Annotated in this window: 20 protein-coding genes; 6 read left to right on the top strand and 14 right to left on the bottom strand. The window is 39.6% G+C overall.

From position 1 onward, the window contains the following. The coding region (locus tag HMPREF1518_RS09570) for a Spy0128 family protein (RefSeq protein WP_033585752.1) at positions 1 to 2,258 on the bottom strand (2,258 nt) is incomplete at its 3' end. Between the two features lie 559 nt (positions 2,259 to 2,817). On the opposite strand from HMPREF1518_RS09570, the gene HMPREF1518_RS09565 reads away from it, so the two are divergent. Next, positions 2,818 to 3,375 (top strand): TetR/AcrR family transcriptional regulator, encoded by a 558-nt coding sequence (locus HMPREF1518_RS09565; protein ID WP_002878417.1) that lies wholly within the window; start codon positions 2,818 to 2,820, stop codon positions 3,373 to 3,375. A 33-nt stretch (positions 3,376 to 3,408) separates the two neighbouring features. Here the strand turns inward: HMPREF1518_RS09565 and HMPREF1518_RS09560 are convergent, their stop codons facing one another. Next, complete coding sequence (locus HMPREF1518_RS09560; protein WP_000807426.1) at positions 3,409 to 3,627, bottom strand: YdbC family protein; 219 nt, start codon at positions 3,625 to 3,627, stop codon at positions 3,409 to 3,411. Positions 3,628 to 3,724: 97 nt separating this feature from the next. Here HMPREF1518_RS09560 and HMPREF1518_RS09555 point away from each other — a divergent pair, with 97 nt between their 5' ends. Next, positions 3,725 to 4,048 (top strand): hypothetical protein, encoded by a 324-nt coding sequence (locus tag HMPREF1518_RS09555; RefSeq protein ID WP_033585751.1) that lies wholly within the window; start codon positions 3,725 to 3,727, stop codon positions 4,046 to 4,048. A 27-nt stretch (positions 4,049 to 4,075) separates the two neighbouring features. Here HMPREF1518_RS09555 and HMPREF1518_RS09550 read toward each other — a convergent pair whose 3' ends face one another. The 6 genes from HMPREF1518_RS09550 to rpsP all read right to left on the bottom strand — a co-directional run bounded on the left by HMPREF1518_RS09550 (position 4,076) and on the right by rpsP (position 6,637). Continuing rightward, a complete protein-coding gene (locus tag HMPREF1518_RS09550; RefSeq protein WP_001196045.1) occupies positions 4,076 to 4,414 on the bottom strand; it encodes an ATP cone domain-containing protein in 339 nt (112 codons plus the stop codon). A gap of 11 nt (positions 4,415 to 4,425) precedes the next feature. Further along, positions 4,426 to 5,145 (bottom strand): tRNA (guanosine(37)-N1)-methyltransferase TrmD, encoded by a 720-nt coding sequence (gene trmD / locus HMPREF1518_RS09545; RefSeq protein WP_033585750.1) that lies wholly within the window; start codon positions 5,143 to 5,145, stop codon positions 4,426 to 4,428. After that, positions 5,135 to 5,653, bottom strand: a complete 519-nt coding sequence (rimM, locus tag HMPREF1518_RS09540; RefSeq protein WP_033585749.1) for a ribosome maturation factor RimM — start codon at positions 5,651 to 5,653, stop codon at positions 5,135 to 5,137. Before rimM ends, trmD begins: the two co-directional genes overlap by 11 nt. A 79-nt stretch (positions 5,654 to 5,732) precedes the next feature. Then, positions 5,733 to 6,062, bottom strand: coding sequence for a MazG nucleotide pyrophosphohydrolase domain-containing protein (locus HMPREF1518_RS09535; RefSeq protein WP_033585756.1), 330 nt, complete (start codon positions 6,060 to 6,062; stop codon positions 5,733 to 5,735). A 43-nt stretch (positions 6,063 to 6,105) separates the two neighbouring features. Next, positions 6,106 to 6,345, bottom strand: coding sequence for an RNA-binding protein KphA (gene kphA / locus HMPREF1518_RS09530; RefSeq protein ID WP_000379617.1), 240 nt, complete (start codon positions 6,343 to 6,345; stop codon positions 6,106 to 6,108). A gap of 19 nt (positions 6,346 to 6,364) precedes the next feature. Then, complete coding sequence (rpsP, locus tag HMPREF1518_RS09525) at positions 6,365 to 6,637, bottom strand: 30S ribosomal protein S16 (protein WP_000268760.1); 273 nt, start codon at positions 6,635 to 6,637, stop codon at positions 6,365 to 6,367. Between the two features lie 695 nt (positions 6,638 to 7,332). On the opposite strand from rpsP, the gene HMPREF1518_RS09520 reads away from it, so the two are divergent. The 4 genes from HMPREF1518_RS09520 (at position 7,333) to HMPREF1518_RS09505 (ending at position 9,555) form a co-directional block, all read left to right on the top strand. Further along, entirely contained in the window at positions 7,333 to 7,929 is a 597-nt protein-coding gene (locus HMPREF1518_RS09520) for a membrane protein (protein ID WP_033585748.1), read from the top strand. Between the two features lie 2 nt (positions 7,930 to 7,931). Next, a complete protein-coding gene (locus HMPREF1518_RS09515; RefSeq protein ID WP_001041097.1) occupies positions 7,932 to 8,156 on the top strand; it encodes a helix-turn-helix transcriptional regulator in 225 nt (74 codons plus the stop codon). 325 nt (positions 8,157 to 8,481) lie between these two features. Further along, the gene (locus HMPREF1518_RS10855; protein WP_002883133.1) at positions 8,482 to 8,643 is read left to right on the top strand and encodes a hypothetical protein; all 162 of its coding nucleotides are present in this window, start codon (positions 8,482 to 8,484) and stop codon (positions 8,641 to 8,643) included. 108 nt (positions 8,644 to 8,751) lie between these two features. Then, entirely contained in the window at positions 8,752 to 9,555 is an 804-nt protein-coding gene (locus HMPREF1518_RS09505; protein ID WP_033585747.1) for a peptidylprolyl isomerase, read from the top strand. 55 nt (positions 9,556 to 9,610) lie between these two features. Here the strand turns inward: HMPREF1518_RS09505 and HMPREF1518_RS09500 are convergent, their stop codons facing one another. From HMPREF1518_RS09500 to holA, 6 genes are all read right to left on the bottom strand, one after another. After that, positions 9,611 to 11,152, bottom strand: coding sequence for an ABC-F family ATP-binding cassette domain-containing protein (locus tag HMPREF1518_RS09500; protein WP_033585746.1), 1,542 nt, complete (start codon positions 11,150 to 11,152; stop codon positions 9,611 to 9,613). Between the two features lies 1 nt (position 11,153). After that, a complete protein-coding gene (locus HMPREF1518_RS09495; protein ID WP_033585745.1) occupies positions 11,154 to 11,633 on the bottom strand; it encodes a VanZ family protein in 480 nt (159 codons plus the stop codon). Position 11,634: 1 nt separating this feature from the next. After that, entirely contained in the window at positions 11,635 to 12,720 is a 1,086-nt protein-coding gene (gene rlmN / locus HMPREF1518_RS09490) for a 23S rRNA (adenine(2503)-C(2))-methyltransferase RlmN (RefSeq protein WP_033585744.1), read from the bottom strand. Between the two features lie 20 nt (positions 12,721 to 12,740). Beyond that, on the bottom strand, positions 12,741 to 13,271 hold the full coding sequence (locus HMPREF1518_RS09485; RefSeq protein ID WP_033585743.1) for a YutD family protein: 531 nt from the start codon (positions 13,269 to 13,271) through the stop codon (positions 12,741 to 12,743). A gap of 154 nt (positions 13,272 to 13,425) precedes the next feature. Next, positions 13,426 to 14,031, bottom strand: a complete 606-nt coding sequence (sodA, locus tag HMPREF1518_RS09480; protein WP_007522228.1) for a superoxide dismutase SodA — start codon at positions 14,029 to 14,031, stop codon at positions 13,426 to 13,428. A 72-nt stretch (positions 14,032 to 14,103) separates the two neighbouring features. Then, entirely contained in the window at positions 14,104 to 15,138 is a 1,035-nt protein-coding gene (gene holA, locus HMPREF1518_RS09475; RefSeq protein WP_033585742.1) for a DNA polymerase III subunit delta, read from the bottom strand. Between the last annotated feature and the right edge of the window lie 21 nt (positions 15,139 to 15,159).

Raw genomic sequence — 15,159 nt, 5'->3', positions numbered from 1 at the left:
CCGTCTTTGTCATTCTTCACGGTTTCTTTCACATTACCGTCTTGGTCTGTCAAAGTGAACTCAAATTCATCAGCTTTCAACTCACGTCCTGTCAACTTCTTAGTCACTTCAAGAGCTGCTTTTGCTTTTGAAGTTCCATAGCTGTTATTGAATTCTTTGTCCGCTGGGTAAGTCACATTCGCATGAAGTTTTCCTTCGCCGTCATCTGTAACTTCTACTGTGACTTTAACTTCAAGATTATCGTAAGTCACACCATCAACAGTCTTACCAGCGTTTGTTTCAACAATGGTATAGTTGTATGTACCAGCTTTAGTATATTCGATTGGAGCGAATGTTACTTTACCGTCAGCAGTGTTCTTCACTTTTTGAAGTTCTGAACCATCTGCATCATTCTTCAAGACAAACTCAAATTCATCAGCTTTCAACTCACGGCCAGTCAACTTCTTAGTCACTTCAAGAGAAGCTGAAGTCTTTTCAGCAGCGTAAGTGTTTTCGAAAGTCTTATCATCACTTTCGTAAGACACAGCTGCAGCCAATTTCCCTTCAGAGTCTGCTGTTACAGTGACTGTAACGCCAACAGGGTTAGCATCATAAGTAACACCTTTTTCTGTTTTATTGGCTTTTTTCTCAACGATGTGATAGTTGTATGTACCAGCCTTGTCAAATGTCAATTCAGCAAACTTAATGTTTCCGTCTTGATCGTTTGTTACTGTTTCAACAACTTTATTTGTCTTATCATCAAACAAGTCAAATTCAAACTCGCCAGCTTTCATCGCACGACCAGTCAATTTTTTAATTGCTTGGATCTGAGCTTTTGTGTTGTTGCGTTTGTTTGTGACTGTTTTGATAACACCTTCTTGACCAACAGTTACTTTGATTGGAGTAGAATCCAATTGGTAACCTTTAGGAGCTTCAACTTCAGTGATGGTGAATTCACCCTTTTTAACGTCTTCATCAGTGTAGATTTTAGACTGGGCAACACCACTAGCGTCTGTTGTTACTATTTCTTCTTTAGCTGTAGTTGCACCTTCTGGAGGAGTGATTTTAAATTTAGCTCCTGCAAGACGGTCAAGTGATTTTTCATCTACTTTATACAGCGTGATACGATAACCAGTTTTCAGTTGGATAGTACCACCTGATGTAACTGTTGAGTTACCAATAACTTTTGTGATAGTTTCAGTACGATCATCGCTCACAGGAAGAACTTTATCATCAGCTGTGATTTCAGCATTGTTTTGAACTTTTGTTCCGTCAGCTGGCGCTGTTGTGTTATAGACAATACGGAATGCTGCTGCTTTACCGTTTGTAGCACGGATTGCTTTTGCATTGTTAAAGGTAATTGTAAATTCAGTGTAAGAATCATTCCACTTGATTTCGTAGTCTTTACCTGCTTCAAGAGTTACATCGTCAACTAAAGCGTATACCTTGTTGTAGTAACCAGCAGTAACCACGATTGATTCAGGGATGATTTGCATTGGAGAGTAGTCTTTGTCAACCCAGTCACGAACTACAATCTTGTTGTACTCAGCTTGTTTAGGGTTTACACGAAGATTCCACTTGTGAACATAATCTCCTGATTTTCCAAGGAGAGCTGATTCCCATTTTTCTTTATTGATAGTACCATTAACTTTGCTAATGTTTGTTTTACCAATACCCTTAGAATAGTCCTGTTCTCCACCTTTTTTGAACTTCATCTTAAAATTGACATCATCTTTTGTTTCTGTCTTATCAAGTTGAATTGATTCTTCTTCTGTTTCTTTCTTAGAGCTGAAAGCTACGTAGAAGGTACCTGAAACACCACGAACATCTGTACCACCTTTTTTCTTAAGGTACTCAGCAAGGTTTTTCAAAGTAATGGTAACTTTACCACCTTGGTTGTCACCATTAGAAACAACTGTTGCATCACCTACAGCAGTATCAGTCTCTTTATCTTTGAGTTCAAAGGTTTCAGCACGAACAGATAATGGAGCTGGAATAGTGAATGTAAAGGTATCACCATCCTTCAGTTTTCCATCATAAGCGCTCAAATCAAAATCAGCAGCAAACTTATAGTTTTCGTAAGATTGATTTTGTGGTGATAGGTTGTAAACTCCTTTAGCATCTGGTGTCACAAACTTACCATTATCAGTCTCCCAAATTCCTACTTTGGTAATGACATTTTTAAGTTCTTGTGCTTGAACTGTATTTGTCAAAGCAGCAGAACCCAATAAAACGAGTAGTGGCGTTAAAATATAGAGCCACAATTTCTTAAATTTCATGACTTTCCTTTCTAAATGATTGAAATTGATGAATAGTGCATCTTCTTCTCCCAGTAGGCAACACCCCTTTCAATCGCATGATTTGTTAGACGATAACATACTTGTAACACTTGCTTTGGAAAATGAGTACACTATTATAGTATTTTGAAATATTTATTCAATTCAATCTTTAGCAGGAGTATCATTACTCTTGGTCAGATGGAAATATAGCAAAATATTATCCATGACTATTATACTACATATCATTGAATATTTCTATTAAACCCTTGCAATTCACCTTGTTATTTATTTACACGATGTCAACTTTTTTGATATATTATTTCATGATACCATATAAAAAGTGACTATCCTAAGAATTGTTTGAAAATACTGATATAATAGGAGTTTTCAAATAGTACTAGCTCCCCGTAATAATCTGTTATTTATAATGAATCTATGATATAATAGTCTTATAAAGGCTTTCGAATAATCATCTATTCAGTTTATTTATGCTAAAAGGAAAACTTGGGGTAATACTAAATCTAGTATTTTTAATATTTATAGATAGGAAGGTAAAGCTATGGCAAATAAAACTAGAGAGTTAATCTTAGGTGCTTTTATCACTCTTGCAAGGAGAAACCCTCAGCGGACTTCTTTTACCATGACTGAGATTGCTGCAGAAGCTGGTATTTCCCGCCAAGCGATTTATCAAAAGCACTTTAATAACTTCGAAGATATTATCGATTATATCCACAAGGAGACTGATCAACAGATCTTTAATAATTTTAACAACTACTGTCCTGAACGAGATGGCAATCCCATCACTTTCTTAGCAGACCACATTCTCCCTCTCATCTATGAAAAGCGAGAAGTCGTCGGTACCTTGTACAATTCTCAAGCCACCACTTGTTGGAGGGAGTTTCTACGTGAGAAATATTCTCAGTGGGTACTAAAAAATGTTAACTACCAGCTGAAATATAATTTTAGTGAAGAGGACATGGCCTATATCATTACGGCCATGGCGATTTCATTCATTGAAGTGTGGATTCGTAAGGATAATCCAACACCACCCGAAGAATTTAGAGAGACTTTTATTCAATTGGCTAAGACTTCTCTCTGTGACTATATTGTGTCATAAAAAAAGAATCTTGAGTTCCACTCAAGATTCTTTTTATTGTCCACCTTTAAAGGCATCAACCATTATCTGAAATTCTTCATTTGTAAGAGTAATTCCCTTGCCCATTTTAGTATGATCCGGACTCCAAGCGCGAATGTCAAACTTTGCAGGGGCTCCATTAAAGCTGACGCGGTTGATTTCCTTGGTCCATCCTTTTTCATTTTCGGACAAGGTCAGTAAGTGTTCTTCGATTTCAAATGTAAATTCTGCCATTTTGTTCTCCTTTTTAGTTTTCATTAGATTATTCGAAAAATCTTGTAGTTTTTAAAAAAATTTTATATAATGTGGATATGTAAGAAGGGAGGATTCTATGAGACAGGCATTCCAACTAGTTCTAGATAAACTACATAGTTTTCTCAATGGGAATGATGATCATCCTCAAATCGAGGATAACTCCCTCACCGCTATGATTGAACAAGCCATCCAGAAAAAGACGACGGCTGTTCATATCATACTTGCTGAGACAAGTTTTACGGGTGATATTGTCAAACACGACGCCAATCGCCAACAAATTATCGTCAAGAATTTTTCAAAAAACGTGACCCGAATCATTCGTATCAGTGATATTAAACGACTTCGTTTTGTTCCCTCAACCGTACAAAAAGCTCAGAAAAGTCTATTTAAGAAAGAGTGAGATGTTCTTTGCATCCCACTCTTTTTCTTAACGGATTTGTTCAAAATGAAGGTGAACGGCGATATGGTCGCCATAACCACTTCTCTCCAAATCGCGTTGCAAGCGATAAGAGATATAGTGTTCTGCAATGGTAATGTAGCCAGCTCCAAGTAAGCGGTGCTCAACCATTGATTGGATCATGCTGATAGTGGCACGTTCTACTTTTGCTTCTTCCAAGTCCAAAACGACTTTTTTAGTAACTTGTGCAAGGTTTTGGCGCAAATCATCTGTCAAAACATAAACGGTTTGAGCTGCTTTTAGGACAGCTTGGTAAATTTTATCTGGATCAAATTCAGCAATTTCTCCATTACGTTTGATTACTTGCATAAGGTTCTCCTTTATTCTTTGTTTTCTTTAATTTTAGCCAGCATCTTTTCTTCTTCGGCTGTCAGTTGATAGTTTTCTAGCAGGTCAGGTCTGCGCTGGTAGGTTTTCTTTAGACTTTCATACAGCCGCCACTGGCGAATCTTTTCATGGTGCCCACTCATGAGCACATCTGGAACCACCATGCCACGATAGTCATAAGGACGTGTGTACTGAGGGTATTCGAGAAGTCCCGAAGAGAAGCTATCATCTTGGTGGCTAGACTCCTTACCAATCACTTCTGGGATCAAGCGAACCGTAGCATCAATCATGGTCATGGCTGCCAACTCACCACCAGTCAGTACATAATCTCCTAGGGAAATTTCATCGGTTACCAAGGTCTTGATGCGCTCGTCATACCCTTCGTAGTGACCGCAGATAAAAATCAGTTCCTCTTCTTGAGCCAAATCCTCAGCGTACGCTTGATCGAACTGTTTCCCAGCAGGATCGAGAAGAATGACGCGGGGATCATTCTTTTCAATGGCATCAAAGGCATCGAAAATAGGTTGGGCACGGAGCAACATTCCTTGACCACCTCCGTAGGGCTCATCGTCAACATGACGGGCCTTTTCAGCGTATTCTCTGAAATTATGGTACTGGATATCCAAGAGCCCTTTTTCTCGAGCCTTTCCAACGATCGAGTGTTCCAATGGAGAAAACATCTCAGGAAAGAGGGTTAAAATATCAATCTTCATCGTCTAACCCTTCTAAGATGTCCACATCAACCCGTTTGTTTGGAATATCAACATTGAGAACTACTGGCGGAATGTAAGGTAAAAGCAGATCACGCTTACCTTTTCGTTTGACCACCCAGACATCGTTAGCACCTGGTTGTAGGATTTCCTTGATGGTTCCAATCAAGTTGTCTCCCTCGTAAACATCCAAACCGATAATCTCGTGATAATAGAATTCACCATCATCTAAATCATTTAGGTCTTCCTCAGCGACCTTGAGACTATAACCCTTGTACTTTTCAATCGCATTGATATGGTACATATCTTTGAATTTGATAATGTCAAAGTTCTTCTGCTTACGATGGCTAGCGATTATTACTGTTTGGACAAACTGATCTTTTTCATCAAATAAAGCCAGCTCTGCTCCCTTTTTAAATCGTTCCTCGGCAAAATCCGTCACAGACAAGACGCGCATCTCACCCTGCAGACCCTGCGTATTAACGATTTTCCCAACATTAAAGTACTTCATCTTGTCTCCTGTATCTATTTCTATCCTTTATTTTATCACGTTCCAAGGATTTTCACAAGTTGAAGAACAGTGACTGCAATTAGCTTTGAGCGTCTAAAAACTTTTCTAAATCACGTTCATGTTGGTACTTAATGGCAGCCTTCTTATCTTTGTCAAAGATGGCTTTGGTTAGATCAATATCGTTGATGGTCGCAATTGCGACAGTGTAGTGAATAATATCAGCCAGTTCTTTGGCTAGTTCCTCATTTGAGTCCTGGACACCCTCTTTTCGACCAGAGCGCCCATTCAAGACCTCTGCTACCTCTCCGACTTCCTCCACTAGCTTGATAAAGAGGCCTTCCTCAGTTCGAGATTGCTGGTAATGTTCGAGTAAGTAGTCTTGTAATTGTCTAAACGTTAGATCCTTCATCTTCTCCTCCTCACAAAAAAGCGAGACTTCTGTCCCGCTTTCTTTATTTTTCATCGATAACGATTCTTACTTTTTTGTCTTCAGTTGGGACAGAGTAGACAATCGTTCTTATCGCTGAGATAGTGCGACCCTTACGACCGATAACACGACCGACATCGCTTTGGTCAAGATCCAAGTGATACTCCAAAAACTCTGGTGTGTCTTCAATCTTGATAGTTAAGGCATCAGGTTGTGAAATCAAAGGTTTCACAATCGCAATAATGAGATTTTCAATCGTATCCATCTGTCAACCTACTTTAAACTTATTTTGAGAATTTAGAATCGTGGAATTTTTTCAATACGCCTTCTTTTGAAAGGATGTTGCGAACTGTATCTGAAGGTTGAGCTCCATCAGCCAACCATGCAAGAACGCGGTCTTCTTTCAAAGTTACTTGGTTTTCAGCAACAAGTGGGTTGTAAGTACCAACTGTTTCGATGAAACGTCCGTCACGTGGTGAACGTGAGTCTGCTACGTTGATACGGTAGAAAGGTTTTTTCTTAGAACCCATACGAGTCAAACGGATTTTAACTGCCATTTTTTAATGTCTCTTTTCTTATTTTTTTATTTCGGTGAAATAGCTGAGCTATTTAGCACATGTTCTATTATAGCAGATTTCTGACCGGTGTCAAGAAAAAAACTTGACAGACTATAAAATTTTTAAACCATTTAGAAATTTGTTATATTTTTAAAGAAAAATCAGAAAGAGAATGTCATAAATACTATTTTAGAAACATTTTATAAAGACCATCAAGTCAAACCCTTCATCTCTCCTGAACGTGATTTGGATGCTTGGCTCCTAAATTCCAAGCCTGTTCCCAAGCGAAATATCAAGGATTTTAAGAACGATATCTACTAATTAATTTATAAAATATGAATTAATAGATTCTAAATAGGGGAATAATTTAGTTCTGTAAAAATTAACTTCTACACCTACAAAGCCTATTCTGACAGACTTTATAAAAGCCTAAGAAAAAAAGTAGAGATTCATACAGTGTCTAGATTTTCCAAAAATTCTTTATCATCAAATATTATTAACGAAACTATCAAACCAAATACGATGCATTGCTTCAAAGAATTCTTTAGTTGTTTGACTAGCGAAGGCTTTTATTAAAAAATTTTTTCAAATAATTGTCTCATTGACACATAAATTCTTGCTTTCCAAATTGAAGTGTGATATATTTATAACATAAAGATTGTTAAATATTTCTAACATAAGGAAAGGAGTCTATCATGAAAAAAAGTCAAAAAACGGGTGGCCTCATTACAATGATTTCCTCAGCTCTCTTTATTGATTTTACTGTTTTATTTGGTTCTAATCTTAGTTGGGGACCCAAGTTAGTTATTGCTGGTATTTCAGTGTTAGGTCAGATTGTAGCTATTTGGGGCTGGCTACATATGAAACCATGGCCTCATAAGAGTCAGAAAGGTAAAGGAAAGACTATTTTTGACTTGTCTGCTAAGCTTTACACGATACTTTTGTTTGCAGCAAGCATTTTTTATACAGTAGGGATTTGGGTTGCGACCCCAAGCGAAAGTTCTGGTATTAAAGAATGGATTTTGGGAATTGGCCTCGTTATTGAAGTGATTGTATTTGGTTTTTTCTGTTTGAAAAATGTCAAGGAAACCCCGGACGAACGCTTTTATGCTAATTTAGCCAAGGCAGCTAGCTTGATGTTTGTTTTTATACTAGGCGCACTGATGATCCTAGCAGTTATCATTGGGTATATGGGGTCTCTCACTCTTTACATGGGCCAGATCTTTATTAGCATAGCTGTCTTGATTTGCATCTTTGCGGTTGTCTATCTTATCTTAGAACGGATAGGATAAGCATGGCCAAAGAAAGCAAGATTATTACTAATCTCAAATCTGTTCGTGAGTCCACAGGCATGACCCAGCAGGAGTTAGCCGACCTCATTGGCATGCGACGCGAGACAATTCTGCACTTGGAAAATAATCGTTACAATCCTTCGCTGGAAATGGCTCTTAAAATTGCTCAAGTTTTTAATCTGAAAGTAGAAGACCTCTTTGAACTCAGACAGAAAGAGGAAGCATAATTCTTTTCGAGACCTAGTATTAAGTTCATTGATTAATTAGGAATTGAAGCCGAAAGAAAGAATCCGTTTAAAATGTGCTCTTTTAAAACATAGTAATTCTTTCGAATTAACGTTTACTAATTGTGATTCTTTACGAGCTTTCTTAAGAACTGGTTTTCTAAATACTTCAAGTAGACTTATAGCATTGATGCCCCAAAAAATTTAGAAATACCTGTTGAAAAAGGCTATGCTCTTGTCGAAACTGTCTTTGACTCGCTGGATCATCTAAATACCACTATGAAAGAGAATATCCTCAAAAGTAAGGAGAGTTACAGTACTTTCTAAGATGAAGGCTCCAGATTTGGACCAATCCCTTCGTGACAACTTTTCAGGAGAAGAATTAGCAAGTTACTTTTCAATTCGTGGTTACAAATTGACTCCAAAGGGAGAGCAGATACTGGAACAGTACCAGGACATTATCGACCGTCATCCAAAGAAAAATCTCTAAGCAAGCGACTTTCTGGTCGGCTTCCTCTTAAACTACCTTGTCACTAATATTTGAAATCCCCTTACTTTTAAGGTACAATGGTAGAAATGAATTTTTGAGAGGTTAACAATGAAAAAACTAGCAACCCTTCTTTTACTATCAACTGTAGCCCTTGCAGGATGTACTAGTATCCAACGTGGTCTCCGTGGTGATGACTATGTCGACTCCAGTATCTCTGCTGAAGAAAGCTCAAAAGCAGCTGCTCAGGCCGCCAAAGATTTGAACGATGCTCTGACCAATGAAAATGCTAACTTCCCTCAACTTTCTAAAGAAGTTGCTGAAGATGAAGCTGAAGTCATTCTCCACACAAGTCAGGGTGATATACGCATCAAACTCTTTCCAAAACTAGCACCTCTAGCAGTTGAAAACTTCCTTACTCACGCTAAAGAAGGCTACTATAACGGCATCACTTTCCACCGTGTCATCGATGGCTTTATGGTCCAAACTGGAGATCCTAAGGGAGATGGTACAGGTGGTCAATCTATCTGGCATGATAAGGATAAAACGAAGGACAAGGGAACTGGTTTCAAAAATGAAATTTCTCCTTACCTATACAATATCCGCGGAGCCCTTGCTATGGCTAACACTGGTCAACCAAACACCAACGGTAGCCAGTTCTTCATCAACCAAAACTCAACAGATATTTCAGCTAAACTCCCTACCAGCAAGTATCCAAAGAAAATCATCGAAGCCTATAAAGAAGGTGGAAATCCAAGTCTAGATGGTAAACACCCAGTCTTTGGTCAAGTGATTGACGGTATGGATGTTGTGGATAAGATTGCCAAGGCTGAAAAAGATGAAAAAGACAAGCCAACGACTGCTATCACTATCGATAGCATCGAAGTAGTGAAGGATTACGATTTTAAATCCTAAATAACCTAAAAATACAGTATCCGCATTCGATACTGTATTTCTTTTTTCCTCATTTTTAAGTTAGCTTGTTAAAGTCCCAGATTTGGTCCATCCAGCCTTCATAGAAGTCTGGCTCGTGACAAACCATGAGGATGCTTCCTCTGTATTCTTTGAGAGCACGTTTGAGTTCGTCCTTGGCATCTACATCCAAGTGGTTGGTCGGCTCGTCCAGCACTAAAACGTTGTTTTCACGGTTCATCAAGAGACAGAAACGCACCTTGGCTTGTTCCCCACCTGACAAGACCTGAATTTGACTTTCAATGTGCTTGGTCGTCAAGCCACAACGAGCAAGGGCTGCACGAACTTCTGCTTGATTAAGTGCAGGAAAGGCATTCCAGACGGCCTCTAATGGTGTTTGACGATTGCCTCCTTCTACTTCCTGTTCAAAGTAACCAAGTTCTAGGTAATCACCGCGTTCGACTTCTCCAGCGATTGGTGGAATAATACCCAAGAGAGACTTCAAGAGGGTTGTTTTCCCGATACCATTTGCCCCAATAATGGCAACCTTTTGATTGCGTTCAAAGGTGAGGTTTAAGGGTTTGGTAAGGGGACGGTCATAACCAATCTGCAAGTCCTTGGCTTGGAAGATAAAGCGCCCAGGTGTACGAGCTGGTTTGAAATCAAAGGACGGTTTTGGCTTCTCACTTTGCAGTTCGATAATATCCATCTTGTCGAGTTTCTTTTGACGGGACATGGCCATATTACGCGTTGCGACACGCGCTTTGTTTCGAGCGACAAAATCCTTGAGGTCTGCAATCTCTTTCTGTTGACGTTCATAGGCCGCTTCTAACTGAGATTTCTTCATAGCATAGACTTCTTGGAACTGGTAGTAGTCGCCAGAATAGCGAGTTAATTGTTGGTTCTCCACATGGTAGACAATATTGATCACGTCGTTGAGGAATGGAATATCGTGCGAAATAAGGACAAATGCATTCTCATAGTTTTGGAGATAGCGTTTGAGCCAGTCAATGTGTTCAGCATCCAAGTAGTTGGTTGGCTCGTCCAGTAACAAGATATCTGGTTTTTCAAGGAGAAGTTTAGCCAAAAGGACCTTGGTTCTTTGTCCACCTGATAATGCTGTTACATCCGTATCCATGCCATAGTCCATGACACCGAGAGCACGCGCTACTTCATCAATCTTAGCATCCAAAGTATAGAAGTCACGACTCTCCAAACGGTCTTGGAGTTCGCCAACTTCTTCCATAAGCGCATCGATATCGGCTCCGTCTTCCGCCATCTCCATATAGAGGTCATTGATACGTGCTTCTGCTTTAAATAGCTCATCAAAGGCCGTACGGAGCACATCACGAACAGTTTGACCTTCCTTTAGCACAGCGTGCTGGTCCAGATAGCCAGCAGTCACATATTTGGACCACTCCACCTTCCCTTCATCTGGCAACATCTTACCAGTCACGATGCTCATAAAGGTTGATTTTCCCTCACCATTGGCACCGACTAAACCGATGTGTTCTCCCTTGAGGAGACGGAAAGACACATCTTCAAAAATTGCACGGTCACCAAAACCGTGACTCAGATTTTTAACTTCTAAAATACTCATTCTAATTCCTTATCTTGTTTTTATGCAGTCCTTTATAGAGGAGCCAAGCCAGATAGCCTCCCAAGGTGTTGGTCCACAAATCATCAATCTCAAAGACGCGATTAAAATCAAAGAAAAAGTCTAAGACCAGTTGCGTACACTCAATTCCCAGACTCAGTAAAAAACTGAGAAGGAGGATTTTTTTCGTTTGCCGCAAGTTTGGACAGAGATAGATTAGTTGAAAGACCAGAGGGAAAAGCAAGAAAACATTTAAAATGTTCTGCAAAAAGATCCAAAGGACTTGTCCCAAACTGGTCACTTCACCCAGATTCCAAAGGGAGTTTAAGGGTGTTAAAAGAAAAACCAGGCGTCCAAAAGTTTGAATACCTGGAGTTTCCACTCCTGTAGGAAGTTGAGGCTGGGGAGTGAAGCAAAAACAGACAATGCATAGGCTATAAACAGCCACTCCCAATCTTAAGGTTAATTCTCTTTTTTTAGTCATTTTATGGATTTACCGCTGCGACTGCCTTCTGGCGGTCACGTTTCATTGTATTGGAGCGTAATTGTCCACAAGCTGCATCAATATCTGTACCGTGCTCTTGACGGACAACACAGTTGACCCCTTTTTTCTTGAGGGTATCATAGAAGGCCATCACACGCTCTTTAGGACTACGGCTATATTGGTCATGTTCACTAACTGGGTTGTAGGGAATCAAGTTTACATAAGACAATTTCTTGATATTCTTGAGCAATTCCGCCAGCTCCAAGGCTTGTTCAACACCGTCGTTGACTTCATTGAGCATGATGTATTCAAAGGTCACACGGCGATTGGTTGTTTCGATATAGTACTCAATAGCAGCAAAGAGTTTTTCAATCGGAAAGGCACGGTTAATTTTCATGATGCTTGAACGAAGATCATTGTTTGGTGCGTGAAGGGAAACAGCGAGATTAACCTGTACGCCTTCATTAGCAAAGTCACGAATTTTATGGGCCAAACCTGAAGTTGAAACTGTGATGTGACGAGCACCGATAGCCATCCCCTTGTCATCATTGATGGTACGGACAAAATTCAAAACATTGTTGTAGTTATCAAACGGTTCACCAATTCCCATGACAACGATATGGCTGACACGTTCGTCCTGGCCACGCTCATCAAAGTATTTCTGAACCAGCATAATCTGCGCTACAATTTCCCCGTTATTAAGGTCACGTTGCTTCTTAATCAAACCAGAGGCACAGAAGGTACAACCGATATTACAACCGACCTGAGTGGTCACACAGACTGACAAACCGTAGTGTTGACGCATCAGTACTGTCTCAATCAACATGCCATCTGGCAACTCAAAAAGATACTTAACGGTACCGTCAGCTGACTCTTGCACAATTCGTTGTTTCAAAGGATTTACGACAAACTGCTCATTGAGCTTAGCAATCAAATCCTTGGAAAGATTGGTCATTTCTTCAAATGACTGGACACGTTTACGGTAGAGCCATTCCCAGATTTGATCTGCACGGAATTTCTTTTCTCCTTGCTCTAATACCCATTCTTGCATGGTTTGACGTGTTAAACTATAAATAGACGGTTTCATCTCTTCTCCTTATTCTCTATCTATTTCTGACGAATGACAAAATGGCGCTGTCCCTTGTCCTCTTTCTGAGACTTTTGGTCCTTATGACGACGTCTATTTCGCTTATCCGCATTTGGTTTTCTCTTGTTTTGCGAAGGTTTCTTGCCTCTTCTAGAAGGGTTTTCCTCCTCTTTTTTACGCATTTTCTTGTCAAATGAAGCACGCTTCGGTGCTTGATTTTCAAGGACAAAATAGGCACAACCATAACTACAGTACTCCAAAAGATAGTCCTGTAAACGACTGATCTTTTCATTTTTTTCCTCTGTTCGATCGTCTTTGTAAAAACCACGTAGGCGGAGCTGTTCATTACTCCAGTCCCCCACGACATAATCAAACTTGGTCAACACTTCTGAAAAGCGTTGATTAAAGACTGTCACATCGAAGGCATCCTTGATATTTTCAACCAAGGTAAAAGCAATCCCTTCAGTCTCAACCTTATCCCCATTTACATGAAATTCTGGGCCAGGAAACTTGTTATAGTTGTATAATTCAGGTGCAATTTCTTTACGCATAGTCTTCCTTTTCCACGATTACTTAACACTCTATTTTACCATAATTTCTAGCAGTTAGCACGTTTCTCATAAAAATGAAAAAAGTCTGACGATTTTGTCAGACTTCTGCCATATAAAGCAAAAAAGAGAAGATTGACTCTTCCCTTCCTATTTTTTATTTAGCCGCTGCGTAAAGCTCATTTACTTTGTTCCAGTTAATGACTGAGAAGAAAGCTTTGATGTAGTCAGGACGTACATTGCGGTATTTCACGTAGTAAGCATGTTCCCAAACGTCCAAGCCCAAGATTGGTTTTTTGCCTTCTGAGATTGGTGTGTCTTGGTTTGCTGTTGAAGTTACTTCAAGCTTCCCTTCTTTGTTGACAACCAACCATGCCCATCCAGAACCGAAGCGAGTTGTAGCTGCTGCTGTAAAGGCTGCTTGGAATTCTTCAAATGAACCAAATGTTGCATCGATTGCTGCTTCAAGTTCTGCTGATGGAGCAGTTTTTTCAGGAGTCATCAATTCCCAGAAAAGAGCGTGGTTCAAGTGTCCCCCACCGTTATTGATAAGCGCTTGGCGGATATCAGCTGGGATAGAGTCTACATCAGCAAGCAAAGCTTCAAGGTCTTCACCGATTTCAGGGTGTTTTTCAAGAGCTACATTTGCATTGTTTACATAAGTTTGGTGGTGTTTGTCATGGTGCAAGTGCATTGTTTCTGCATCGATGTATGGTTCCAAAGCGTCATATGCGTATGGAAGATCTGGTAAGATAATAGCCATCTGTAATACCTCTTTTTCTTTCTATATGAAGATGATAACGCAATCATCCTCTTTTTTCAAGTTTTATGCTCATTACGCTTGGCTAGATATCTGTAACAGCGCTCTCTCAAAAAGGTAGCCTTTTTCATAGACACCCGTCTTAATCTGATAGTCTGTTTCAATTAAATAGCAGATAGCTTGTTTGAGAAAGCTCAAGGAAATCCCTCTCGAATCTCTCAGTGCGAACTTGATTTGATAAGGATTAGGATTGCGCCCCAAGTAAGTTCCCAGACTGCTTGCAATCTGTGATTCCGTCTGACCAGCTTCTGATAAAATCTTCACTTGGGTAAAGGTACGAAACTGTCCTAACATGACAGCTATGAGCTTAATTTCGTCTTCCCCTTGCAAGGTCAAATCTCTAACCAAGTCACGCGCCTGGTCGATCTTCTTAGCTAAAATAAGCTGAGTCAAATCAAAAATATTGTCCTGCAGGGTCTTTGGAATAGCCTCGACAATGTCCTTCTCCTCAATCACACCATCTGACTTATAAGACTGCAAAAAAAGGAGATTTTTCTGGATTTCACTAAATTGAAAACCAGACTTGATAAGTAAATTTTCAAAAGACTTTTCTGCAAACTGCAGACCTTGAGTCTGACTCCATTTTTGGAAATACTGGCGCACTTCTTGTTCCTTGGGTTCAATAGCATCAAAGACAGTCGCATCTCGTTTGAGCAATTTGACCAGCCGTCTCTTACTGTCCAGTTTTCCTTCCGCAAAAATCAAGAGTTTAGTCGTCGGTGAAGGGTTATCAAGGTATTCTTCAAACGACTTGAGCTCATCATCTGTTAAAAAGCGTTTCTTGGCAGTTGTGATATCGACAAAATGGTCTAATATCACGATTTTCTCATCCGCAAAGAAAGGGAGACTGACCAACTCCAACTCTAAGTCTTTATAAGCTACTTCTTTCATATCAAAGTAAGCAAAATTGAGATCAGCTGGATCATAACCAATCTGCTTCAACACTTGACTCTTCATAACTTCAAACTGACCCTGGTCTGTCCCAGTAAATAGATTCAAGCTAGATAGATTTGATAAAGTCAACTTCTGACTGTCTTCAATGGCTAGCATCTTCTCTCCTTTCTTCTTATT

This window comes from Streptococcus sp. SR1 (assembly GCF_000526075.1).
In the GTDB taxonomy this organism is placed as follows: Bacteria; Bacillota; Bacilli; order Lactobacillales; family Streptococcaceae; genus Streptococcus; species Streptococcus halitosis.
Note: the sequence above shows the minus strand (reverse complement) of the source record. Positions and strands in the feature narration are given on the sequence as shown.

Coding starts and splice junctions, on each gene's coding strand:
- HMPREF1518_RS09565 (WP_002878417.1), top strand. CDS start 2,818: ATGGCAAATAAAACTAGAGAGTTAATCTTAGGTGCTTTTATCACTCTT.
- HMPREF1518_RS09560 (WP_000807426.1), bottom strand. CDS start 3,627: ATGGCAGAATTTACATTTGAAATCGAAGAACACTTACTGACCTTGTCC.
- HMPREF1518_RS09555 (WP_033585751.1), top strand. CDS start 3,725: ATGAGACAGGCATTCCAACTAGTTCTAGATAAACTACATAGTTTTCTC.
- HMPREF1518_RS09550 (WP_001196045.1), bottom strand. CDS start 4,414: ATGCAAGTAATCAAACGTAATGGAGAAATTGCTGAATTTGATCCAGAT.
- trmD (WP_033585750.1), bottom strand. CDS start 5,145: ATGAAGATTGATATTTTAACCCTCTTTCCTGAGATGTTTTCTCCATTG.
- rimM (WP_033585749.1), bottom strand. CDS start 5,653: ATGAAGTACTTTAATGTTGGGAAAATCGTTAATACGCAGGGTCTGCAG.
- HMPREF1518_RS09535 (WP_033585756.1), bottom strand. CDS start 6,062: ATGAAGGATCTAACGTTTAGACAATTACAAGACTACTTACTCGAACAT.
- kphA (WP_000379617.1), bottom strand. CDS start 6,345: ATGGATACGATTGAAAATCTCATTATTGCGATTGTGAAACCTTTGATT.
- rpsP (WP_000268760.1), bottom strand. CDS start 6,637: ATGGCAGTTAAAATCCGTTTGACTCGTATGGGTTCTAAGAAAAAACCT.
- HMPREF1518_RS09520 (WP_033585748.1), top strand. CDS start 7,333: ATGAAAAAAAGTCAAAAAACGGGTGGCCTCATTACAATGATTTCCTCA.
- HMPREF1518_RS09515 (WP_001041097.1), top strand. CDS start 7,932: ATGGCCAAAGAAAGCAAGATTATTACTAATCTCAAATCTGTTCGTGAG.
- HMPREF1518_RS10855 (WP_002883133.1), top strand. CDS start 8,482: ATGAAGGCTCCAGATTTGGACCAATCCCTTCGTGACAACTTTTCAGGA.
- HMPREF1518_RS09505 (WP_033585747.1), top strand. CDS start 8,752: ATGAAAAAACTAGCAACCCTTCTTTTACTATCAACTGTAGCCCTTGCA.
- HMPREF1518_RS09500 (WP_033585746.1), bottom strand. CDS start 11,152: ATGAGTATTTTAGAAGTTAAAAATCTGAGTCACGGTTTTGGTGACCGT.
- HMPREF1518_RS09495 (WP_033585745.1), bottom strand. CDS start 11,633: ATGACTAAAAAAAGAGAATTAACCTTAAGATTGGGAGTGGCTGTTTAT.
- rlmN (WP_033585744.1), bottom strand. CDS start 12,720: ATGAAACCGTCTATTTATAGTTTAACACGTCAAACCATGCAAGAATGG.
- HMPREF1518_RS09485 (WP_033585743.1), bottom strand. CDS start 13,271: ATGCGTAAAGAAATTGCACCTGAATTATACAACTATAACAAGTTTCCT.
- sodA (WP_007522228.1), bottom strand. CDS start 14,031: ATGGCTATTATCTTACCAGATCTTCCATACGCATATGACGCTTTGGAA.
- holA (WP_033585742.1), bottom strand. CDS start 15,138: ATGCTAGCCATTGAAGACAGTCAGAAGTTGACTTTATCAAATCTATCT.